Source organism: Pseudaestuariivita rosea, assembly GCF_017592335.1.
Taxonomy (GTDB): domain Bacteria; phylum Pseudomonadota; class Alphaproteobacteria; order Rhodobacterales; family Rhodobacteraceae; genus Parasulfitobacter; species Parasulfitobacter rosea.
Genome location: NZ_JACNMP010000003.1, coordinates 90,499 through 113,650 on the forward strand (window position 1 = coordinate 90,499; position 23,152 = coordinate 113,650).

The 23,152-nt window shown below is 55.1% G+C and carries 22 protein-coding genes; 9 read left to right on the top strand and 13 right to left on the bottom strand.

Going from position 1 to position 23,152, the window contains the following annotated elements:
• Positions 1-51 precede the first annotated feature (51 nt).
• Positions 52-1,170, top strand: coding sequence for a DNA polymerase III subunit beta (gene dnaN, locus H7848_RS03510; protein ID WP_208348015.1), 1,119 nt, complete (start codon positions 52-54; stop codon positions 1,168-1,170).
• A gap of 25 nt (positions 1,171-1,195) precedes the next feature.
• Positions 1,196-2,281 carry a DNA replication/repair protein RecF gene (recF, locus tag H7848_RS03515; RefSeq protein ID WP_208348016.1) on the top strand — a complete coding sequence of 362 codons (1,086 nt, stop codon included), beginning with the start codon at positions 1,196-1,198 and terminating at the stop codon, positions 2,279-2,281.
• Here recF and gshB read toward each other — a convergent pair.
• From gshB to rsmI, 3 genes are read right to left on the bottom strand one after another with little or no spacing between them, the layout of a single operon-like run.
• The gene (gene gshB / locus H7848_RS03520) at positions 2,278-3,219 is read right to left on the bottom strand and encodes a glutathione synthase (RefSeq protein WP_208348018.1); all 942 of its coding nucleotides are present in this window, start codon (positions 3,217-3,219) and stop codon (positions 2,278-2,280) included. The genes recF and gshB overlap by 4 nt on opposite strands.
• Positions 3,220-3,279: 60 nt before the next feature.
• A complete protein-coding gene (locus tag H7848_RS03525) occupies positions 3,280-3,636 on the bottom strand; it encodes a YraN family protein (RefSeq protein ID WP_208348020.1) in 357 nt (118 codons plus the stop codon).
• Positions 3,633-4,493: a 16S rRNA (cytidine(1402)-2'-O)-methyltransferase gene (rsmI, locus tag H7848_RS03530; RefSeq protein WP_237072558.1), complete on the bottom strand. Its 861-nt coding sequence runs from the start codon at positions 4,491-4,493 to the stop codon at positions 3,633-3,635. Before rsmI ends, H7848_RS03525 begins: the two co-directional genes overlap by 4 nt.
• Positions 4,494-4,582: 89 nt before the next feature.
• Between rsmI and H7848_RS03535 the strand changes: the two genes are divergently transcribed.
• Genes H7848_RS03535 through murJ form a run of 3 tightly spaced genes read left to right on the top strand, consistent with a single transcriptional unit; the run spans position 4,583 to position 10,078 of the window.
• Positions 4,583-5,761, top strand: a complete 1,179-nt coding sequence (locus H7848_RS03535; protein WP_208348023.1) for a penicillin-binding protein activator — start codon at positions 4,583-4,585, stop codon at positions 5,759-5,761.
• Positions 5,721-8,531 (top strand): [protein-PII] uridylyltransferase, encoded by a 2,811-nt coding sequence (locus H7848_RS03540; RefSeq protein ID WP_208348026.1) that lies wholly within the window; start codon positions 5,721-5,723, stop codon positions 8,529-8,531. Before H7848_RS03535 ends, H7848_RS03540 begins: the two co-directional genes overlap by 41 nt.
• Positions 8,528-10,078 (top strand): murein biosynthesis integral membrane protein MurJ, encoded by a 1,551-nt coding sequence (gene murJ, locus H7848_RS03545; protein WP_208348029.1) that lies wholly within the window; start codon positions 8,528-8,530, stop codon positions 10,076-10,078. The genes H7848_RS03540 and murJ overlap by 4 nt, the downstream gene beginning before the upstream one ends.
• Here the strand turns inward: murJ and moaE are convergent, their stop codons facing one another.
• The 10 genes from moaE to H7848_RS03595 all read right to left on the bottom strand — a co-directional run bounded on the left by moaE (position 10,079) and on the right by H7848_RS03595 (position 18,974).
• The gene (gene moaE, locus H7848_RS03550) at positions 10,079-10,522 is read right to left on the bottom strand and encodes a molybdopterin synthase catalytic subunit MoaE (protein WP_208348032.1); all 444 of its coding nucleotides are present in this window, start codon (positions 10,520-10,522) and stop codon (positions 10,079-10,081) included.
• A 2-nt stretch (positions 10,523-10,524) separates the two neighbouring features.
• Entirely contained in the window at positions 10,525-10,773 is a 249-nt protein-coding gene (gene moaD, locus H7848_RS03555; RefSeq protein WP_208348034.1) for a molybdopterin converting factor subunit 1, read from the bottom strand.
• Positions 10,770-11,435 carry a CDP-diacylglycerol--glycerol-3-phosphate 3-phosphatidyltransferase gene (gene pgsA / locus H7848_RS03560; protein WP_208348035.1) on the bottom strand — a complete coding sequence of 222 codons (666 nt, stop codon included), beginning with the start codon at positions 11,433-11,435 and terminating at the stop codon, positions 10,770-10,772. Before pgsA ends, moaD begins: the two co-directional genes overlap by 4 nt.
• 18 nt (positions 11,436-11,453) lie before the next feature.
• Complete coding sequence (gene uvrC / locus H7848_RS03565; RefSeq protein WP_208348260.1) at positions 11,454-13,316, bottom strand: excinuclease ABC subunit UvrC; 1,863 nt, start codon at positions 13,314-13,316, stop codon at positions 11,454-11,456.
• A 287-nt stretch (positions 13,317-13,603) separates the two neighbouring features.
• Positions 13,604-14,380, bottom strand: coding sequence for an SDR family oxidoreductase (locus H7848_RS03570; RefSeq protein ID WP_208348036.1), 777 nt, complete (start codon positions 14,378-14,380; stop codon positions 13,604-13,606).
• Positions 14,381-14,391: 11 nt separating this feature from the next.
• Positions 14,392-15,357, bottom strand: coding sequence for a calcium/sodium antiporter (locus tag H7848_RS03575; protein WP_237072561.1), 966 nt, complete (start codon positions 15,355-15,357; stop codon positions 14,392-14,394).
• Between the two features lie 165 nt (positions 15,358-15,522).
• Positions 15,523-16,317, bottom strand: a complete 795-nt coding sequence (locus H7848_RS03580; protein ID WP_208348037.1) for a S49 family peptidase — start codon at positions 16,315-16,317, stop codon at positions 15,523-15,525.
• 108 nt (positions 16,318-16,425) lie between these two features.
• On the bottom strand, positions 16,426-17,187 hold the full coding sequence (locus tag H7848_RS03585) for an ABC transporter permease (protein WP_208348038.1): 762 nt from the start codon (positions 17,185-17,187) through the stop codon (positions 16,426-16,428).
• A complete protein-coding gene (locus H7848_RS03590; RefSeq protein ID WP_208348039.1) occupies positions 17,184-18,110 on the bottom strand; it encodes an ABC transporter ATP-binding protein in 927 nt (308 codons plus the stop codon). The genes H7848_RS03585 and H7848_RS03590 overlap by 4 nt, the downstream gene beginning before the upstream one ends.
• 96 nt (positions 18,111-18,206) lie before the next feature.
• Positions 18,207-18,974 carry a sulfite exporter TauE/SafE family protein gene (locus H7848_RS03595; protein WP_208348041.1) on the bottom strand — a complete coding sequence of 256 codons (768 nt, stop codon included), beginning with the start codon at positions 18,972-18,974 and terminating at the stop codon, positions 18,207-18,209.
• Positions 18,975-19,135: 161 nt separating this feature from the next.
• Here H7848_RS03595 and mdh point away from each other — a divergent pair, with 161 nt between their 5' ends.
• The 4 genes from mdh to sucD all read left to right on the top strand — a co-directional run bounded on the left by mdh (position 19,136) and on the right by sucD (position 23,152).
• Positions 19,136-20,098: a malate dehydrogenase gene (gene mdh, locus H7848_RS03600; RefSeq protein ID WP_208348042.1), complete on the top strand. Its 963-nt coding sequence runs from the start codon at positions 19,136-19,138 to the stop codon at positions 20,096-20,098.
• 292 nt (positions 20,099-20,390) lie between these two features.
• Positions 20,391-21,584 carry an ADP-forming succinate--CoA ligase subunit beta gene (sucC, locus tag H7848_RS03605; RefSeq protein WP_208348043.1) on the top strand — a complete coding sequence of 398 codons (1,194 nt, stop codon included), beginning with the start codon at positions 20,391-20,393 and terminating at the stop codon, positions 21,582-21,584.
• Between the two features lie 34 nt (positions 21,585-21,618).
• Entirely contained in the window at positions 21,619-22,209 is a 591-nt protein-coding gene (locus tag H7848_RS03610; RefSeq protein WP_208348044.1) for a hypothetical protein, read from the top strand.
• 61 nt (positions 22,210-22,270) lie between these two features.
• Positions 22,271-23,152, top strand: coding sequence for a succinate--CoA ligase subunit alpha (gene sucD, locus H7848_RS03615; RefSeq protein ID WP_208348046.1), 882 nt, complete (start codon positions 22,271-22,273; stop codon positions 23,150-23,152).

The following is a 23,152-nucleotide window of genomic DNA, read 5'->3' on the forward strand; positions in this document are numbered from 1 at the left end:
CGAGATGGGAAACGGGTAATTTCTGCGTCCCGGCAGCGACAGGAGCGAGGGATGAAAGTCAGTATCGAACGGGCCGCATTGCTAAAGGCGGTTTCCCAGGCACAATCAGTTGTTGAGCGGCGGAACACTATTCCTATTCTGGCAAATGTACTGATCGAAGCGGCGGATGATACGGTTACCTTTCGTGCTACTGATCTGGATATCGAGGTTGTCGATAAAGCACCCGCCAAGGTCGAGCGCGCAGGTGCCACGACCGTTCCCGCAGTAACCTTGCACGAAATCGTTCGCAAATTGCCCGATGGTGCATTGGTTTCGCTGACGGAAGAAGGATCGTCAGGACGGTTGACGGTCGAGGCGGGGCGTTCAAACTTTTCGCTGGCCACACTGCCGAAAGAAGACTTCCCCGTCATGGCCAGTTCCGAATACACGGCGAATTTCAGCGCCCCTGCCCCGGTTCTGCGCCGCCTTTTCGATAAATCCAAGTTCGCAATCTCGACCGAAGAAACACGCTATTACTTAAACGGCGTTTATATGCATGTGTCGGATGCCGATGGTGGCAAGGTATTGCGCTGCGTTGCAACCGATGGTCACAGACTGGCCCGCATTGACGCTGAATTGCCGGAAGGAGCAACTGAAATGCCAGGGGTGATCGTGCCCCGCAAGACTGTGGGCGAATTGCGCAAGCTGCTTGACGACGATGACGCACAAATCGCCGTATCGGTCAGCGAAACAAAAGTGCGTTTTGCGACCCCGGCGATTACCCTGACGTCGAAGGTCATCGATGGTACCTTCCCCGACTACACCCGCGTCATTCCACAGGGCAATAATCGCAAGATGGAAGTTGATGCGGCAGATTTTGCAAGGGCCGTGGATCGGGTTGCAACCGTTTCGTCGGAACGGTCGCGTGCTGTGAAACTGTCGCTTGACGAAGATCGACTGATCCTGTCGGTCAATGCCCCTGATAGTGGTGCTGCCGAAGAAGAACTGGCCGTCGCCTATGGTGACGAACGTCTGGAAATTGGCTTTAATGCCAAATACTTGCTGGAAATCGCCAGTCAGGTTGATCGCGAAAATGCCGTGTTCCTGTTCAACTCGGCTGCTGATCCAACATTGATGCGCGAAGGCAATGATCAGTCGGCGGTTTATGTCGTCATGCCGATGCGCGTTTAACCGGCCCGCCTTGCGGGGGCGGTGAATGCCGACGTCGACCATAACCGATCTATCGCTGTCGCATTTCCGGTCGCACAAGACATTGCGATTGTCTTTGGACAATAGGCCCATTGCGATTTTTGGCCCCAACGGGGCCGGCAAGACAAACATTCTGGAAGCGATTTCAATGTTATCGCCCGGTCGCGGGCTAAGGCGCGCCACGACCGAGGATATAACGCGACGCCCGGAAGGTCTGGGGTGGAAAATCAAGGCGGTTCTGACATCTGGCGATCAGATACATGAGGTTGAAACCTGGAGCGAAGGCGGCAACGTACGTCAGGTAAAGATCGATGAAAAGATGGCGACACAGGTCGCTTTGGGGCGCATTTGTCGTGTGCTGTGGCTGATCCCTGCCATGGATCGGCTTTGGATTGAAGGGGCCGAGGGCCGTCGCCGGTTTCTGGACCGTATGACCCTCAGCTTCGAACCCGGCCATGCCGAAGCGACCTTGACCTATGAAAAAGCCATGCGCGAACGCAACCGTTTGCTGAAAGATCAGGTGCGTGACCCGGCGTGGTACCGCGCGCTTGAGGCACAGATGGCCAAGGCAGGCAGCAGCATCCACGCAAACCGGCAAGAGGCGCTGATGTTGATATCGGCCGCACAGGAAGAGGCCGAGACACTTTTTCCAACTGCCGATCTTACACTGGTTCACGCCAGCGGCGCAGATGCGCCCGAAGATGAAGACAGCTTGCTTGACGCGTTTCAAAGCAACCGTTTTCAGGACATGGCGGCAGGTCGCACACTGATCGGACCCCATCGTGCCGATTTGAACGCCGTCTACCGGGCCAAAGACGTCAACGCCAAAGACTGTTCGACGGGCGAACAAAAGGCGTTGCTGGTGTCATTGATCCTGGCAAACGCGCGTGCGCTGGCCGCACAATCGGTCGCCACACCCATTTTGCTGCTTGATGAGGTCGCAGCGCATTTGGACATCGATCGCCGCGCCGCTCTTTACGACGAAATTGTCGCCCTTGGTGCGCAGGCCTGGTTAACAGGAACTGAAAAAGGCCTGTTCAGCGCCTTTGATGATCGGGCCCGCTATCTGGATATCACCGAGGTAGCGCCCTAATTCCGCTTGTCTTCGATCACCTGCCAGATCTGGCCCGCAACATTTATACCGTCAAAGCGTTCCAGCTCCTGAATGCCGGTGGGCGAGGTCACGTTAATCTCGGTCAGATAGTCGCCGATCACATCGATACCAACGAAAATCTGACCCTTTTCGCGTAGTGTCGGGCCGATCGCCGCGCAGATCTCAAGATCGCGTTCCGTTAGTCCAATCTTTTCGGGGCGTCCGCCCACATGCATATTAGATCGGGTTTCGCCAGCAGCAGGCACACGGTTGATGGCACCAACAGGTTCACCGTTGACCAGAATGACGCGTTTGTCGCCGTTGGATACATCGGGCAAAAACTTCTGTGCGATCAAAGGTTCCCGGCTGAAACCGGTAAAGAGTTCATGCAGAGACGACAGATTGCGATCCTGTGGATCCAGGCGGAAAACGCCGGCGCCGCCGTTTCCGTAAAGCGGCTTCAGGATGATATCGCTGTGTTCATGCTTGAACGCCTTGATCGTGTCCAGATCACGGGCGATCGTTGTGGGCGGGATAAGGTCGGGAAAATCCAGCACCAACAGCTTTTCAGGATAGTTCCGAACCCAGAAAGGGTCGTTCACGACAAGCGTCTCGGGATGAATTCGATCCAGCAGATGCGTGGTCGTGATGTAGTGCATGTCAAAGGGCGGGTCCTGTCGCAGCCATACGACATCAAAATCCGAAAGCTTCACCGTTTTCATCTGGCCAAGCGTGAAATGATTGCCCTTTTCGCGCCGCACGGTCAGCGGCCAGCCACGGGCGATAATACTGCCACTTTCATAGGACAAATGATCCGGCGTGTAGTAGAACAGCGAATGTCCCCGCGCCTGTGCCTCTTCGGCCAATCGAAATGTGCTGTCGGCGTTGATGTCGATCGGATCGATCGGGTCCATTTGAATGGCAACCTTAAGCGACACGGGTCCGCCCCCTTTTCTTTCAAGCTACCGATACATGGCGCAGAGCAGGGGAAGGTTCAATCAGAATTGGCCAAAGGCATTTTGGATGATCTTCAACTCACCCGTCTGGTTCACCAATGCGGCATCAAATCGGCTGTCGGTATCCTGGCCCCGTGGTTCATCGGCAAGATATTCTGACGCGGCGGTGTAAAGTCTGCGCATCTGTCTTTCAGACAACGCCAGTGAGGCTTGCGCGAATGAGCGGCTTTTCTTGACCTCGATAAAGACGACCTGACCATGACGGCGGGCAATCAGATCAATTTCGCCACCCTGCCCACGCCAACGGCGCGCTGCGATTTCATAGCCGTCGCGTTGATAACGGCGGGCCACTGAATCTTCGGCGCTCAGCCCGGCATAGTAAGATGTCTCACCGCTCATTCATCGCTCTCGATCTTCAGGGCCAGTTGATAGGCCGTCCGTCGTGGCACCCCAAGCTGGGTGGAAATCTGAGCCGCAGCGTCCTTGACTGAAAGAGTTTCCATCGCCTGCATCAGGTGTTCACGTATCTCATCTTCGCTCAGTTCACGTTTGACCGGTCCGCCGACAACCAAAACCACTTCGCCCTTCACAGGACGGTCGCAGGTCGTTTGCAAGACCTGACCAATCGTTCCACGCCGCGCTTCCTCAAAGCGTTTTGTCAGCTCACGGCACAGTGCCATGGGCCTGTCTTCGCCAAGTTCTTGCACGCAATCGGTTAAAAAGGCCTGAACGCGCTTCGGCGACTCAAAAAAGACAAGCGTGGCCGGGATATCGCGCAACTCACGCAGGAACGACCGGCGCGCCCCTTTTGCGTTGGGGGCGAACCCTACGAACATAAAACGGTCTGTCGGCAGGCCGGATAGTGTCAACGCCGATAGCACGGCCGAGGCCCCCGGAACGGACGTCACCGGATAGCCCGCCGCAATGGCGTCACGCGCCAGCACATAGCCAGGATCGGCAACCAGCGGCGTGCCGGCGTCCGAGGCATAGGCGACCGATTTGCCCTGCGCAATAAAGCCCAGCAGTCTTGGGCGCACCTTTGGCCCGTTGTGGTCGTGATACGCGATCAGGGGGCGATCACGCAGCGCAATGCCATGAATATCCATCAGACGCCGGGTGTTTCGCGTATCCTCGGCTGCAATGACATCAACCGAGTTCAAAGTGTCCAGCGCTCGCAAAGTGATATCATCAGCTGTGCCGATAGGTGTTGCGACAAAGTACAGCCCGGCGGACATTGGCTTTATTTCACGATTCAAGACTCGACCCCCTCGGCGTTGTGCTTATTATCGCAGATGACAAACACGAGGTATCGTGCGAAATAAGGATCAGGGGGTTATTCGTCATTATGTTTTTGTTTTCAATGTCAATTCAGCAGCTGGCTGCACGCTGTGTCGCCGTTTTATCGGTCATATGGCTTGCCGGTTGTGACGGTCTGATGATCGGTGGAACGGGTGGGCAGAATATCAATCCCAATCGCGCTGTGCCCGTGGCCCTGCTTGTGCCGCGCGGATCCGGCAGCTCAACAGATGAGGTTCTGGCCCAAAATCTGGAAAATGCAGCGCGTCTGGCGATTGCCGATCTGAATGGTGTCGAAATTGATTTGCGCGTCTACAATACAGCCGCAAATCCGACCCAGGCTTCTAGCGTCGCGATGCAGGCGGTGAATGACGGTGCAAAGATCATCATTGGACCCCTTTATGCTGCTGCGGCAAATGCGGCTGGCGTTTCGGTTGCCAACAGAAACGTCAATGTCCTGGCATTTTCCAATAATACGTCAATCGCCGGCGGGAATGTATTTGTGCTGGGCGCGACGTTTGAAAACACAGCGAACCGGCTAGTCAGCTATTCAAAGCGGCAAGGAACTGCCAGGATGCTGGTGGTCCACGCCCAGGATGTGGCAGGTGAGGTCGGACGCGACGCGATCATACGCGCGGCTGAACGTCACGGCGTTCAAATTTCGGGGGTTGAAAGCTATCCGTTTTCACAGCAGGGCATTTTCGAGGCATCGCGCCGCATTGCCCAGAATGCTCAGCTTGGCAGCAGTGACACTGTTTTCCTGACGGCAGGCACTGCAGCAGACCTGCCGTTTATCGCAACGTCACTGCCCGAAGCGGGTCTGCGCGCGGATGAGGTCAGATTTCTGGGACTGACACGATGGAATTCACCACCCCAGACACTGTCCTTACCGGGCCTGCAGGGTGGATATTTCACATTGCCCGATCAGTCCTTGGAACAGCGCTTCCAGGCCCGGTATCGTGCGGCCTATGGATCAAGCCCGCACCCGCTGGCCGGTCTGGCTTATGATGGTATCGCCGCAATCGGCGCACTGGTCAGCACTGGCGAAGCAGACGCGATCACAACCCGGCAGTTGACACGCAGTGCTGGCTTTGCAGGCACGCAGGGTATCTTCCGTTTGCGGGCGGATGGAACGAATGAACGTGGACTGGCCGTTGCACAGGTCCAAAACAACCAGGTAGTTATCGTTGACCCTGCTCCAAAAAGCTTCAGCGGCGCCGGCTTCTAGGCCGGAGCCCGCAAATAATCAGACGCCGACCCCATTGATCCTGTCGGCGTCTGAGATTTTCGATCAAACGGCGATCCTGTCTGTCTTGGATCAGACTGTTTCGACGTGCGAAAGCGCCAAGGACATCCGCGCAGCAACCGTTCATCATCTTTCAAAAGTCCGCAAAGCCAGCCTTGAAAAGATTGCAGCTGCTTTTCAGGCAGATCCGTTCAACGCCCGCGCCACGGTCAGGGCCTATGCCTATCTGACAGATGGGATCGTAAACACGGTTCATTATATCGCGGAAACCTATCTGCATCCGCTACCGACACCCACAGAAAGCGAACGCATGGCCGTTCTGGCTGTCGGGGGCTATGGCCGCAACGAAATGGCGCCCTTTTCTGACGTCGATCTGTTGTTTCTGACACCTTACAAAGTAACCGCCTGGGCGGAAAGCGTGATTGAAAGCATGCTTTATATGCTGTGGGATCTGCGGCTAAAGGTCGGGCATGCCAGTCGAACCGTCAAAGACTGCATCCGCCTGGCCCGCGATGATTATACGATCCGCACGTCACTGGTCGAACAGCGCTTTTTGGGCGGCCATGAACCTCTGGCGGATGAATTGAAAGAGCGGCTTTGGACCGATCTATTTAAAAGCACCTCGAAAGAATTTATCGAAGCCAAGCTTGAGGAACGCACAGACCGCCACAAAAAACAGGGCGGCCAGCGCTATGTCGTGGAACCGAATGTCAAAGAGGGCAAGGGCGGCCTGCGCGATCTGCAATCGCTATACTGGATTGCAAAATATCTGCATGGCGTCGACAAGGCTCAGGACCTGTTTCATCTGGGCATGTTCACGCCGGACGAATACGAAACCTTTGTAAAGGCGGAAGACTTTCTGTGGGCCGTCCGCTGTCATCTGCATCTGATCACCCGGCGCGCTATGGATCAACTGACGTTTGATTTACAGGTCGAGGTCGCCGATCGCATGGGATATGTCGACAAGGCCGGACGACGTGCGGTGGAGCACTTCATGCAGGATTACTTCTTGCATGCAACCCGCGTGGGGGAATTGACCCGCATCTTCCTGACCTCGCTTGAGGCAAATCACGTCAAGTCAGAACCGATGCTGACACGTTTTTTCCGCCGTAAGCGCAAGGTCAAACCCGAATATGAGGTCAAGCAGAACCGGCTAAGCGTTGCAGACGAAGACGCGTTCCTGTCCGACAACCTGAACCTTTTGCGGATATTTGAGGAAGCTCTGCGCACGGGCTATCTGCTGCATCCAGATGCGATGCGTTTGCTGGCGGCCAACCTGCATCTTGTGGACGACGACATGCGGCAAAGCAAGGAAGCCAATCGCATTTTCATTGATCTGCTGCTAAAGCATGGTAATCCGCAGCGATCACTGCGGCGGATGAACGAATTGGGGATGCTGGCAGCCTTTATTCCAGAATTCCAACCGATCGTGGCGATGATGCAATTCAATATGTATCACCACTACACCGTCGATGAACACACGATCCAATGCATAAGCACGCTGGCGCAGATTGAGCGGGAAGAACTGGTCGAAGAACTGCCAATCGCCTCAGGCATCCTGAAGGCTGGCGTAAACCGGCGTGTTCTTTATATCGCCCTGCTTCTGCACGATATTGGTAAAGGCCAAGACGAAGATCACTCGATACTTGGTGCCAAAATCGCGCGCAAGGTCTGTCCCAGGCTTGGATTAAACCGCGAAGAATGCGAAACGGTCGAATGGCTGGTGCGCTATCATCTGCTGATGTCTGACATGGCGCAAAAGCGTGATTTGTCTGATCCACCCACGGTTCGAGATTTTGCCAAGGCTGTGCGGACCATAAAGCGACTGGACCTGCTGACTGTACTGACAGTTTGTGACATTCGCGGAGTGGGTCCGGGCACCTGGAACAACTGGAAAGCTGTGCTGCTGCGCGGTCTTTATCGTGAAACCTCGGCGGCGCTGCAAACCGGTCTGGAAGACGTCAACCGTGAAACACGCGAAACCGAGGCAAAAGCAGCCCTGCGTGATGCCCTACAAGACTGGAGCGGCAAAGACATTCGCGCCGAGCTATCGCGTCACTACGGCCCTTATTGGCAAGGTATGCCGACAAGTGCCCATGTCGTATTTGCCGGTCTGCTGCACGGACTGGCCAATGACGAAATCCGCATCGACCTGAACGCTGATGAAGATCGCGATGCAACACGGGCCTGCTTTGCGGTGTCCGACCACCCCGGTATCTTCAGCCGGTTGACCGGTGCACTGGCCCTGGTAGGTGCAAATATCGTCGATGCGCGGACCTACACGACCAAGGACGGTTACGCGACCGCTGTGTTCTGGATTCAGGATGCAAACGGATCACCTTACGAACTTGACCGCCTGCCCCGTCTGACAAAGATGATCCACAAGACACTAAGCGGCGATGTCGTTGCAGCAGATGCCTTGAAATCCAAAGATAAACTGAAAAAGCGCGAGCGGGCTTTCCGCGTGCCCACATCGATCACCTTCGATAATGAAGGGTCCGAGATTTACACGATTATCGAGGTCGACACGCGGGATCGCCCAGGCCTTTTGTTCGACCTGTCACGCACCCTGGCCGCGTCCAATGTCTATATCGCAAGCGCTGTGATCGCGACCTATGGCGAACAGGTCGTCGATACGTTTTATGTCAAGGATATGTTCGGTCTGAAGTTCCACTCAGATGCGCGCCAGAAAGCGCTGGAAAAACGGCTGCGCGCCGCGATCCTTGAAGGCGCCGAAAGGGCCGCCACGTGAAGCCAATCCGATTGATGTCAGGATTTCTGACGGTTGGTGTCTGGACCCTGCTGTCCAGAATTCTGGGATTTATCCGCGATATCATGATCGCGGCCTACCTGGGATCGGGGCCGGTGGCCGAGGCCTTTCTGATCGCGTTTTCACTACCTAATATGTTTCGTCGTTTCTTCGCCGAAGGGGCCTTTAACATGGCCTTCGTCCCGATGTTTTCGAAGAAACTGGAAGGCGGCGATGATCCCGAAGGTTTCGCACGGGATGCGTTTACAGGGCTGGCAACTGTTCTGATTGTCTTTACCGTCATTGCGCTTCTGACTATGCCTTATCTGGTGCTGGCGATGGCGTCTGGCTTTCAGGGCGATGAACGGTTCGATCTGGCCGTGTTTTATGGCCGCATCGCTTTTCCCTATATCCTGTTCATTTCACTCGCCGCTTTGCTGTCAGGCGTTTTGAATGCCACCGGGCGGTTTGCGGCCGCAGCTGCTGCGCCAGTTCTGCTGAATATCCTGTTCATCTCGGCCATGGTCTTTGCGGGGGCCATGGACATCGCAATCGGCGATGCACTGGCCTGGACAGTACCACTGGCCGGGATCGCACAGATGGCGCTGGTCTGGGTTGCGGCAAAGCGTGCCGGGTTCAAACTGACCCTAAAACGCCCGCGACTGACGCCCGAGCTGAAACGTCTTGCGATCATCGCAGCACCGGCCGCGCTGGCAGGTGGGGTTGTGCAGTTGAATCTTTTGATCGGCAGGCAGGTTGCCAGCTTCTTTGATGGGGCCATTGCCTGGCTGAACTATGCGGACCGGCTTTATCAACTGCCACTGGGTGTTGTCGGCATTGCAATCGGTGTCGTGCTGCTGCCCGATCTGTCGCGCAGATTGCGGGCCAACGATACAGAAGGGGGCCAGAACGCCTATAACCGGGCCGCCGAAGTGTCGCTTGCGCTCACGATACCGGCTGCCGTCGCCCTGATCGCAATTCCCTTGCCGCTGATCAGTGTGCTATTTCAACGTGGTGCTTTCGGACCCGAGGATGCCGCCGCAGCCGCCCTGGCCGTTGCTGTCTATGGTGTCGGGTTGCCCGCATTTGTTATGCAGAAGGTTCTGCAACCCCTATTCTTCGCGCGAGAGGACACCAAGCGCCCCTTCTATTATGCCTTGGGGTCTCTGATCGTAAATGCGGTCTTGGCAATCGGATTGGCGCCCATAGTCGGCTTTATTGCCGCCGCCATTGGTACTTCGCTGGCAGCATGGGCGATGGTGTTTCTGCTTTGGCGAGGTGCGCGGCAAATGGGACCAGCCGCGCAATTAGACCAACGATTCAAATCGCGCCTTCCGAAAATCGTCGCTGCCAGTGTCTTGATGGGATTGATCCTGTGGGGCATGGCCTGGGTCTTGGCCGATGCGTTGCAAACCGGCGGTCTGCGCTATCTGGCGTTGGCTGGATTGGTTGCTGTCGGGATCGTCAGCTATTTTGGGATCGGTCAGATCATCGGCGCTTTTCGTTTGGCCGAGTTTCGCTCAGCCATGCGCAAGACACCACAGAACTGATCACCAGCGGCTTAGCGCGTCTTCATCCTGCGCTTTGCTTTCGACCCATGTTTCGCCATCCTGAGTGATTTCTTTTTTCCAGAACGGCGCACGGGATTTCAAATAGTCCATCAAAAACTGCGCCGCCTCGAACGCATCCTGCCTATGGGCCGACGCCGTGGCCACCATCATGATCTGATCACCGGGGGCCATCTTGCCGTATCTGTGGATCACCAGAACATCGGCCAAGGACCAGCGTTCGTTCGCCTGATCGACGATCTTTTGCAGCGCCTTTTCCGTCATGCCCGGATAATGTTCAATCTCCATCACCGCCAAATCACGGGTCGTCAGATCGCGGACAATACCGGTAAACGTCACCACGGCCCCAACATCATGACTGGTATTAGTGAACTGTGACACCTCAGCCCCCAGATCAAACGGGGCTTCCTGCACGCGAACCGTCATACCTAGCCGCCGGTCATCGGTGGAAAAAACGCGACCTCGCGTACGCCATCTAGCGGTGCGCTGAAATCGGAAAGCTCCTGATCAAGTGCAACCCGCAGCGCTGTAGTGTCGGCAAAGGCCGCTGCATAACGGTCTTCTCGCGCCTTCAACTCTTCAACGAGTTCCGCAACGGTCCCGGCAGAAGTCTCAATCTGCTCTCTCGGCAATCCGATCCGTTCGCGCACCCATGCGAAATACATCACATCAATCATGCTTCGTCCTTCAGGTAGGGCAAGGATTTTTGAAAGTAGTCCAATCCCGAAATCAGCGTCAATGCCGCGGCCAGCCACAACAACGCGACCCCACTGTACCAACTGTACTGAATTCCGTCATACAGCCATAAAAGGCCGACTTCATCCGGCACAAGCCCTTCGAAAATCGCAGCGATCATTTCATCATTCATCCCCTGAATGCGTATTTCGAGATGATGTTCGAATATCCCGCGGGCAAAAAGGACAGCCAAGGCGATCATCTGCGCAGTTGTCTTATACTTCGCTATTTTGGTTGCTTTCAGCGTGCCTGCGTTATCACCCAAAAACTCTCGCAAACCGGCGATAAAGATCTCGCGAAAAAGAATCACTGTCGCTGGCAGCAAAATCCACGGGTCCATCCCGGAAAAGCCTGTCACCACAAGAAGCGCGATGATCACCATGGCCTTGTCGGCAATTGGATCCAGCATCGCGCCGAATTTGCTTTCCTGCTTCCAAAGCCTTGCCAGATAGCCGTCAAACCAATCCGTGACAGCCGCGCTGACAAACAAAATCAGCGCAAACCAGTCTGCCCAAGGCCGGTTGAAATACAAAAACATGATGGCAACGCCCGGGGCGGCCAACAGACGTAACGCTGTCAAGGTATTGGGTATGGTCCATTTCATCAGGCGTGTCTTAGCCTGTCAGCCGCGTTCATGGAAGAAGTCATAAATCGTTTCTGCCAAAGTATCGGAAATTCCATCGACGGCCTTCAGATCTGCAAGATTTGCGCGGGATACAGCCTTGGCCGATCCAAAATGCGCCAACAAGGCACGTTTGCGTGTGGCCCCAACGCCGGGCACGTCATCCAGCGGGGTCGCGCCGATGCTCTTGGCGCGTTTGGCGCGGTGTGTTCCAATGGCAAAACGGTGTGCTTCATCCCGCAGGCGTTGAACGAAATAGAGAACAGGGTCATTGTGTCTTAACGCGAAAGGTCGCTGTCCGGTTCTGTGGAACTCTTCCTTGCCCGCATCGCGGTCAACGCCCTTGGCCACACCGACCATCGGAATATCCTCAACCCCCATGTCCAACATAATCTCGCGCACTGCACTGACCTGCCCTGCCCCGCCATCAATCAACAGCAAATCCGGCCACATATCCTGTTCGCGATCCGGGTCTTCCTTCAGCAGTCTTTTGAAACGGCGGGTCAGAACCTCTTTCATCATGCCGAAGTCATCACCGGGCGTCAGATCATCGCCCTTGATATTGAACTTGCGATACTGGCTTTTCACGAAACCGTCCGGGCCCGCGACAATCATCGCACCAACGGCATTTGTGCCCTGAATGTGCGAGTTATCGTAAACCTCGATCCGCTGCGGTGCGCTGTCCAGATCAAAAGCCTCTGCCAGACCTTTCAGTAGTTTCCCCTGCGTGGCGGTTTCAGCCATCTTGCGCGCCAAGCTTTCACGCGCATTTCGGGCAGCGCCTGCAACCAATTCCGCCTTTTCGCCCCGTAAGGGTATTGCCAGTTCCACCTTGCGCGCCGCCTTTTGGGACAACGCTTCAGTCACCAGATCATCATTTTCGACCGGATGACTTAACAGGATCAGTTTCGGTGGTTCCTTGTCCCCGTAGAACTGACCAACAAAAGCCTCCATCACCTCGCGCACATCAACGTCCGTTCCGACACGCGGGTAATAATCCTTGTTGCCCCAATTCTGATTGGCCCGGATGAAAAAGACCTGCACACAGGCCTGACCGCCCTCCATATGCAGCGCGATGATGTCGGCTTCGGCCACACCACGAGGGTTTATGCCCTGAGCTGTTTGAACTTGGGTCAGCGCGCGTATGCGATCACGCAGGGCAGCTGCGCGTTCGAATTCCATCGCGTCTGATGCCGCGGCCATATCTTTAGCCAACCGTTCCTGAATTTTTGTCGTACGGCCAGACAGAAAGCGTTCAGCATCACGGACCGCATCGGCATAGTCCGCTTCGCTGATCTTACCCACACACGGCGCGCTGCAGCGCTTGATCTGATACAGCAGACAGGGCCGCGTCCGACTGTCGAAAGTCGAGTCAGAGCAGTTTCGCAGCAGAAAAACCTTCTGCAATTGATTCAGCGTCCTGTTTACAGCACCTGCACTGGCAAAAGGGCCATAGTAAGATCCCTTTTCCTTTTTCGCCCCACGGTGTTTTTTGATCTGCGGAAATCCATGTTCGGCACTGACGAGAATATTCGGAAAACTTTTGTCATCGCGCAGCAGAACGTTATAGCGTGGCTTCAACTGCTTGATCAGGTTCTGTTCCAGCAAAAGCGCCTCGGTTTCCGTCTTGGTCGTCAGAAACATCATGCTGGCGGTTTCGCCGATCATGCGCGCGATGCGCGGGCTGTGACCCGATGGGCGGGCATAATTGGAAACCCGCGCCCTTAGGTTGCGGGCCTTGCCCACATAAAGAACACGCGCCTGTTCATCCAACATCCGATAGACGCCAGGCGACGCATCAAGTGTCTTCAGATATTCCTGAATACAGGCGTGGCCTTTGGTGATCTGGCTGGCATCGGTCATGGGCGACAAGATATGATTCCTACCGCTGGCTGCAATCTTATTAAACCGGTTACAAGAGAAAATCTGTCCACCATTTCTGTGGATAACTTGGCGTATAACTTTGCCACAGACGGATTTTTTCCTTGTTTAAAGGGCGCTTCTGTAATTTGCCTAATTTTTAGGCTTAATTTTAAGGCACTGATAATAAAAGATATTTTTTTATTCGTTAACAAATCATTGATATCATTGTACTTTTTGTAACGTTTTTTTGACCATATTATTACAGCGTGTACAACTTCGGTCGTTTTCTATTCTACGCCTAGAACATCTGGCGTTTGCCAGGCCAGATGCTGACCGCCATCAACACAGATCAATTGACCCGTGACCGCAGGGGCGTCAACGAAATAGCCAAGAGCCGCCGTTATATCAGAAACATTGGCACCCCGATTCAACACCGTCGCGGCGCGTTGGCGCGCGAAATGTTCGGCGGATTGACGACCGCCTTGTAACGTCGGCCCAGGACCAATTGCGTTGACACGCACCCTGGGCGCCAGGGCCTGAGCCGCGGTTTGGGTAAAGGCCCAAAGTCCCATCTTTGCAATGGTATAGGTCATGAATTCGGGGGTCAGCTTGCGCACACGCTGATCAATCATGTTCACAACCAGGCCCGCGGCAACGGGTTCGCCCATGTCGTCTTTGCCCGGCTCGGGCACCTGCCGTTGAAACTCCTGCGTCAGGATAAAAGGCGCGCGCAGGTTGGATTGCATATGACGATCCCAGCTTTCGCGAGTCGCGGTTTCAATCGTGTCGTATTCAAAGATCGAGGCATTGTTGACCAGACACGTCAACGGCCCGCCCAGATGCGATACAGCCTGTTCCACCAGCTTTTCGGTTTGTGCATCGTCCAGCAAGTCAGCCCCAAGGGCAACCGCCTTGCGCCCCATCGATCTAATATGCTCAACAGCCGTTTCAGCATCGGATCGGGACGCAGCATAATGGACAGCCACATCATAACCGCGACCAGCAAGATAGACTGCCATTTCGCGGCCCAACCGTTTACCCGCGCCCGTTACCAATGCTTTCATCAGTCTTCGCCTTAATTGGTCAACAGAACGACAAGATAGACGACATAGGCGCCCGTCAACAGCGCACCGACTCTTCGCCCCATATCGAATCTGAAAAAGACGAACGGGATCAGGATAAGTGACGCCCCCAACATCACCCACAAATCAAAACGCAGAAACGACGCATCAACGGGAATTGCGCCAACAAGGCTGGTAATGCCGATGATGGCAAGCAGATTGAACATATTCGACCCGATGACATTGCCCAATGCCACCGCCGCCTGCTGTCGCAATGCCGCCATAACGGTTGTTGCCAGTTCAGGGAGCGAGGTTCCGATCGCAACCAACGTCAAGCCAATCACGGTTTCTGATACACCAAAGGACGTCGCGATGATCACCGCATTTGTGACCAGCAGATCGGCACCAAGGGGCAGCCCGATCAGACCCAACAGAAGAAACATGATGATCTTCCACCAGCGCATGGACGGGTCAGCGCCTTCGACCTCTTCCTCGCCAGCCTCGGCAGCCTCGGCCTTGGATTGACGCCGATGGCGGCGGGCCTCGATCAATTGCTCGCCCAGGATCAGCGACAAAACCAACAACAGGATCAACCCGTGCCACCATGTGAAGGGCCCCAAGAAAGCCAAGCCGATAAAAAGAAGGGTCGCAAAAATCATGTATAGAAAGCTTTTGCGCGTGTTGCAGGTGCTGGTGTGCAGAACCGAAATCATCGCGGGGATACCCAGAACCAAAAGCACATTGGCCGTATTTGACCCCACCACATTGCCCAACGCGATGCCGGGCGCATCGTCTAAAACAGCCTTGATACCAATCAGCAGTTCGGGTGCGGACGTACCAAACGCAACAATTGTCAGACTGACAATCAGGGCCGGAATACCAAGACGCAAACTCAGGTTCACTGCACCTTTCACCAAGGCGTCGCCGGCCAGCAAAAGGATCACCAGACCAAGTCCGGTATAAACGAATGGCAGTATCATTTACGTCCTTTTCCGCAGGGACAGGGCCCTTTTCCGATCCGAAACCGGCCACAAGACGGGCATCTGGCAGACCGAAGCCTGTCCTGCCCCGGAAAACGCAACTTTCCAAAGATCGCCAGAATAATTATGACGACCAAAAAAAGAGTAACGGCCTTTATCAGCACGCTACAGACCAAATCGGGCAAACTGCGCCCGTTCTTCGATACCGTGCACCATGTCACCGACGACATTTGCGCCGAACCTTTGCAGGAACGACCGACGCGGGCCATAAGGGACCAGTCGGACCTTATCGCCGAAAACTTCTTTCATTTTAGGCACCAGATGACCAATGCCCTCTGCCAGTCCCACGTCGACAGCCTTTTCCCCAACCCAGATTTCGCCTGTAAACATATCCTGATCCTCGGGCAGTTTGTTCGCCCGACGTGATTGGACATGGTCGATAAAGACCTGATGGATCTGTTCCAGAATACGCTTCAAACGCTCGACATCTTCGGTCTTTTCGGGGCGAAAGGGGTCCAGCATGCTTTTTGATTTTCCAGCGGTATAGACCCGGCGCTGGATACCATGCTTTTCGATCAGTTCGTGCAGACCAAAACCGGCCGATATGACACCGATCGATCCCACGACCGACGCCTGATCCAACCAGATTTCGTCAGCGGCAGAGGCCAGCCAATAGCCACCAGAGGCCGCGACATCCTCGACAAACGCATAAACGGGAATTTCCTTTTCCTGCGCCAGCCGCCGTATCCGGGCACCGATCAGCGAACTTTGAACGGGCGACCCACCGGGTGAGTTAACGACAATTGCAACGGCTTTCGGTTTGCCACGGGAAAAAGCCTTTTCCAGCACAGGGGCGATGCCATCGTCACTTAGACCGCGCGGACCCGAGGCAATCATACCGTTCAGTCGCACCACCGACACCACAGGGTCGGATTTCATAAAGGGTATCCAGCGTTTCATGAAGGGCCATGTAGAGTGTCACTGCCCCAGGAACAAGGCAGGGTTTCAAAACAGGACGCTATGTTGCGCGCAGTCAACTTGATGAATGGTGCCCAATCGCCCTTGGGATCAACTGCGAATGCGGTAACCTGTCTTGAAAATCCACCAGATGATCGCCAGACAAATTGCCGTGAAAGCCGCAATGGCGATCAGGCTGACACCAATACCCACATCTGCAGCGCCAAAGAATGACCAACGGAAGCCAGATATCAGATAGACAACCGGATTGAACAACGTAATTGTTTGCCAGACCGGCGGAAGCATCGAGATCGAATAAAAACTGCCCCCCAGGAATACCAGCGGTGTGATAACCAACAGAGGGATCAACTGCAGCTGTTCAAAATTCTGCGCCCATATCCCAATGATAAAGCCCAAAAGACTGAACGATAGACAGGTCAGAATCAGAAAGGCAAACATAGCCAGCGGGTGAGCGATCTGAAGATCGACGAAGAAGTAAGCCGTGCCCAGAATTACCAGCCCTACGAAAAGGGCCTTGGTCGCGGCGGCGCCAACATAGCCGATGACGATTTCGAAAAAACTGATGGGCGCTGACAACAGTTCATAGATCGTGCCGATGAATTTAGGAAAATATATCCCGAATGAGGCGTTCGATGTAGCCTGCGTCATCACGCTTAGCATGATCAGCCCCGGAACGATGAATGCGCCATAGCTGACACCTTCGACCTGATCGATCCGGCTGCCAATGGCGGCACCGAATACCACAAAATATAGCGAGGTCGACAAAACAGGCGACAGAAAGCTTTGTGCCAGCGTGCGAAAAAAGCGCGCCATTTCAAATAGGTAAATCGCTTTGACGGCCTGAAAATTCATGCTGTTTCCTTTACCAGATCGACAAAAATCTCTTCCAGCGAACTTTGATGCGTTTGAATGTCTGTCATGTGCAGGCCCGCTTTCTGAAGATCTGCAAGCAGTGTGGTGATGCCAGTGCGCGGCCCGTTACTGTCATAGCAATAGATCAGCGCATTTCCGTCATCTGACGCCCGCAAGTCATAGTCCTTCAGGCTGTCAGGAACGTCGGTCACGGGATCTTGCAGCTCGATCGTCAGCTGTTTGCGACCCATGCGCTGCATCAGATCAACCTTGGGTTCCACCAGCAGAATGCGACCCTGATTGATCACGCCGACACGATCTGCAATCGCCTCGGCCTCTTCGATGTAGTGGGTCGTCAGAATGATCGTCACGCCATTTGACTTCAGCTCTTCAACGACCTGCCACATATCCTTGCGCAATTCGACATCGACGCCGGCGGTTGGTTCATCCAGGAACAGAACGCGGGGTTCATGGCTAAGCGCCTTGGCGATCAGCACGCGCCGTTTCATGCCGCCCGACAGCTCCATCACCTTCGCATTGCGCTTGTCCCACAGCGATAACTGCCGCAAAATCTTTTCAATATAAGCCTCATCCCGCCCCTTGCCGAACAGGCCCCGTGACAAACGCACCGTGTTGATGACCTTTTCAAAGGGTTCAAGGGACAATTCCTGGGGCACCAGTCCGATGATCCGACGCGCCTGGCGGTAATCTGACAATATATCGTGCCCCGCGACGGTAATGCGACCGGATGACGGCGTTGTAATCCCGCAAATGGTGGAAATCAGGGTTGTCTTGCCCGCACCATTCGGACCAAGCAAAGCCAGTATTTCGCCTTCATCGATCTGAAGATCGACACCTTTCAGCGCCTCAAATCCGCTATCATAGGTCTTGGTGACGTTTTCGACTGATAATATCACTGACATTGCATCTGGCCTTTGGCTGGTCAGAGGCAAGCTAGTGGTTAAGCGCGAAAAGGGAAACGTCTATTATCGCACAGACCCATGTGAAGTCTTGCGGACCTAGGCCCGCCAAAGATGGTCCAGCGAATCCCAGATCAACTTGCTGCCCGTCACCACAAGCAACGTGTATGTCAGGGCAAAGAACAAACGCTCTGGCACCATATGATGCGCCCGCACACCCAACCATGTTCCGATCAGGGCCACCGGCGCTAAAATCAGATCAGCCAACAGTGTGTTCCACGTGAAGATACCCAAAAACGCATAAGGAACAAATTTTAGAATATTGACGATCCAGAAAACAATCACAGTTGTCGCCTGATACGTGGTTTTTGAGACCCCTTGCGACAGCATATAGATAGCTACGGCTGGTCCGCCCGCATGGCTGACAAAACTGGTGAAACCCGCGACAATCCCTGAAATGAAACCGGCAACCGGACCCAGCGGCGTTTGACGCGGTTTCATCAGACCCCACGCCCCGGCCGCCTGATAGCCCACAAACAACAGCGAAATCGCCCCGATCAGAAACCGGAATACATCTGCGTTGGCCACCTGATAGAGCCATATCGCCACCAAAATACCGGGAACAGCCCCAAGGATCAGCAGTTTCGTCGCAGCCCAATCCCATTTTCGCCAATAGGGTCGCAGGCTGGCGACGTCGATCAGCATAAGCAGTGGCAGCATGACGCCAAGTGCCTGCGCTGGCTCTAAAATAAGTGCAAGAATCGAGGCCGACGCAAAAGCCGCGCCCGAGCCGAATCCTGCCTTCGAAATCGCCGCAAAAAGCACCGCCGGGACAGCAAAGGCGAAAAACATTGCATCAAGCGTCATGGCCCAACCCTTACGCAAATTTTTCTTTGCAGAAAATACTTTAGTCGCCATCTGGCATCGAAAACCCATCACCAGATTAACGCAAGACGGACCGTGCGGCCTTGCGTGTCGCGCCATCAGGGTCTAGGCAGCGACGAACATCAACTGACCGGAGATAAACCATGGCCAGACCCAAGATCGCCCTTATTGGCGCAGGACAGATCGGTGGCACGCTTGCCCATCTTATTGCACTGAAAGAACTGGGCGACGTTGTTCTGTTCGATATCGCAGACGGCACGCCACAGGGCAAAGCCCTTGATATTGCTGAATCTGGCCCATCCGAAGGCTTTGACGCCGCGCTGAAAGGTACGACCGACTACGCCGATATCGCGGGCGCCGATGTCTGTATCGTCACCGCCGGTGTGCCCCGCAAACCGGGGATGAGCCGTGATGATCTGTTGGGCATCAATCTTAAGGTCATGAAAGCCGTGGGTGAAGGCATTCGCGATAACGCGCCAAATGCGTTTGTTATCTGTATCACCAACCCACTGGACGCAATGGTCTGGGCGCTTCGTGAGTTTTCGGGTCTGCCCCATGAAAAGGTTGTTGGCATGGCCGGCGTTCTGGACAGCGCCCGCTTTCGCCACTTCCTGTCGCTGGAATTCAATGTATCCATGAAAGATGTTACGGCCTTTGTCCTGGGCGGACATGGAGACACCATGGTTCCGTTGGCGCGCTATTCAACAGTTGCAGGTATTCCTTTGCCTGATCTGGTGAAGATGGGCTGGACAACGCAAGAAAAACTGGATGCCATCATTCAGCGCACGCGCGACGGCGGCGCCGAAATCGTGGGCCTTCTGAAAACAGGTTCGGCCTATTACGCCCCCGCCACATCTGCGATCGAAATGGCCGAAGCTTACCTGAAAGACCAAAAACGCCTGCTGCCTTGCGCGGCTTATGTGGACGACGCGTTTGGTCTGAACGGTATGTATGTCGGCGTGCCCACGATCATAGGCGCAGGTGGTATCGAACGGGTTGTCGACATCAAGCTTAGCAAGGATGAGCAAGTGATGTTCGACAAATCTGTCGATGCCGTCAAAGGCCTGGTCGAGGCATGTAAGGGTATCGACGACAGCTTGTCATGATGATTACGATCTGAATGATCTGGATTTCGAAAGCGGGACATAACAGGTCCCGCTTTCTTTTTTGTCTTACAACAGTCCGTTTGTCTGATCTGATACGGACCGGCTAATCAATTGATTCTCAATACAACCTAATTTGTGATCACGCTAAAAAATACTGTGATCACAAAATACGTCTTTCGTCGCATTTTGGTCGAAATTCGTTTATCACGCCGAACAGAGACGTTAAGTCATGGTGAAACATGCCGCGATCAGACGCAGGCTATGCGAACACCGGACGAAAGGGACAGCCCAGATGAATATCCATGAATATCAGGCAAAAGCACTGTTGCGCAGCTATGGGGCCCCTGTTTCAGACGGGCGCGCTGTTCTGAAAGCGGAAGAGGCCAAAACAGCGGCGGGCGAGCTGGACGGCCCGCTTTGGGTGGTGAAAGCCCAGATTCACGCAGGCGGCCGCGGCAAAGGCAGCTTTAAAGAAGCCGATGCCGGTGAAAAGGGCGGCGTCAGGCTGACAAAATCGGTTGAGGAAGCTGCCGAAGAAGCCAAGAAAATGCTGGGCCGCACCCTTGTGACCCATCAGACCGGCCCGGCCGGCAAGCAGGTCAACCGCATCTATATCGAAGACGGCTCGGGCATTGAGACCGAGCTGTATCTGGCCCTACTCGTTGATCGTCAGACCAGCCGCATCAGCTTCGTCTGCTCGACCGAGGGCGGGATGGACATCGAAGAAGTCGCCGCCGAAACACCTGAAAAGATCCTGTCCTTCAGCGTTGATCCGGCCACGGGCTATCAGGGATTTCACGGCCGCCGCATTGCCTTCATGCTGGGTCTGGAAGGTCAGCAGGTCAAACAATGCGTCAAACTGATGGGCACACTCTATCAGATGTTCGTCGAAAAAGACATGGAGATGCTAGAAATCAACCCATTGATCGTCACGGACAAGGGCGACCTGAAATGCCTGGATGCCAAGATCAGTTTCGACGGCAACGCACTGTATCGCCAGCAGGATATCATGGCCCTGCGAGACGAGACTGAAGAAGACCCCAAGGAACTCGCCGCGTCGAAATTTGACCTGAACTATATCGCACTGGACGGTGAAATCGGCTGCATGGTCAACGGCGCGGGCCTGGCTATGGCAACCATGGACATCATCAAGTTGAAAGGCGCCGAACCGGCGAACTTTCTGGATGTTGGCGGCGGCGCCACGAAGGAAAAAGTCACCGAAGCCTTTAAGATCATCACATCCGACGAAAACGTCAAAGGTATTCTGGTCAACATCTTCGGCGGCATCATGCGCTGCGATGTCATCGCCGAAGGCGTCATCGCCGCCGTGAACGAAGTCGGCCTGCAGGTCCCGCTGGTCGTGCGTCTTGAAGGCACGAATGTCGAAAAAGGCAAACAGATCATCAACGAAAGCGACCTGAACGTCATCGCCGCCGATGACCTAAGCGACGCGGCCGAGAAAATCGTCAAAGCGGTGAAGGGGTAAAGGCGCCTGACTGACGCACTGATCAGAGACATACATGAAAATAACAACAAAAATCGTAACCGCGTTGACGCTACTCGCCTCTTTGACGGCGTGCTCGACATCGCCCATGGGCGTCAGTCTGGCGCAGAATGAAATCGCCAAGCAACGCATGCGGTTTCTGCTTGAGGCGGCCTGCATCAACGAACGCACCACGCGCAGCCAAAAACGTGTGCTGGACGGTCAGGGCTTTTCGACCAGCAACGCAGATAATGGCGGGTTCACCTATAACGATGGGAACTCTTTGGTTTTCGCCAATCTGTCGCCCAAAGAAGAAGCCTTCTTTAACGACGATGGTCGCCCAAACCGTATCGAGGGGCGCGCCTGTTCCGTAGGATCGCCTGCCGTTTCCGTCCGGGACGCGAATGAGATCGTGGCCCAGGTGCTGGCCCCCCGGCTGGTCAGTGACACACGTCGCTTGCCCGCGGTGATCGGCGTCGGGCAATCCCCGAATGACGGCGGCAACGGCTATTTCTTCCAGGATGTCGCCATCGTCGTCGGCCAGGGCAAAATCGACATGCGCGCCGAAACCGGCGAAAGCCTGTCGCTGCCCATGGCCAACATCACAGTTATCAGAAGCCGCAGGTAGTCCGCGATGCATGACACCCACCGGCACCACCACAGAACACACATGATCGAGGGAAATTAAAATGGCCGTACTTGTAGATGAAAACACCAAGGTGATCTGCCAGGGCTTCACCGGCTCTCAGGGCACGTTTCATTCCGAACAGGCCATTGCCTATGGCACCAAGATGGTTGGCGGGGTGACACCCGGCAAGGGCGGGATGACCCACCTTGATCTGCCTGTGTTCAACTCATGCCACGAAGCGGTTGAAAAGACCGGCGCAAATGCCAGCGTGATCTACGTACCGCCCCCCTTTGCCGCAGATTCGATCCTTGAGGCGATTGATGCCGAAATCCCCCTGATCTGCTGCATCACCGAAGGTATCCCGGTGCTGGACATGATGAAGGTCAAGCGCGCGTTGGAAAGTTCAACCAGCATCCTGATCGGCCCGAACTGCCCCGGTGTCATCACGCCGGACGCCTGCAAGATCGGCATCATGCCCGGCCATATCCACAAGCGCGGGTCGGTGGGCGTTGTCAGCCGTTCCGGCACACTGACGTATGAGGCCGTGAAGCAGACAACCGACGTGGGTCTGGGCCAGTCGACCTGCGTGGGCATCGGCGGCGACCCGATCAAGGGCACGGAACATATCGACGTGCTGGAATGGTTCCTGGCCGATGACGAAACCGAAAGCATCATTATGATCGGCGAAATCGGTGGATCGGCCGAGGAAGAGGCCGCCCAGTTCATCGCCGACGAACGCAAGAAGGGCCGCAGCAAACCCATCGCCGGTTTCATCGCCGGTCGCACCGCCCCCCCCGGCCGCCGCATGGGCCACGCAGGCGCAATTGTCGCTGGTGGCAAGGGTGGTGCTGAAGACAAAATCGAAGCCATGAACTCCGCCGGTATCGTCGTCGCCGACAGCCCTGCGGGTCTTGGTGAGGCTGTGCTGAAAGCGATTGGGTAG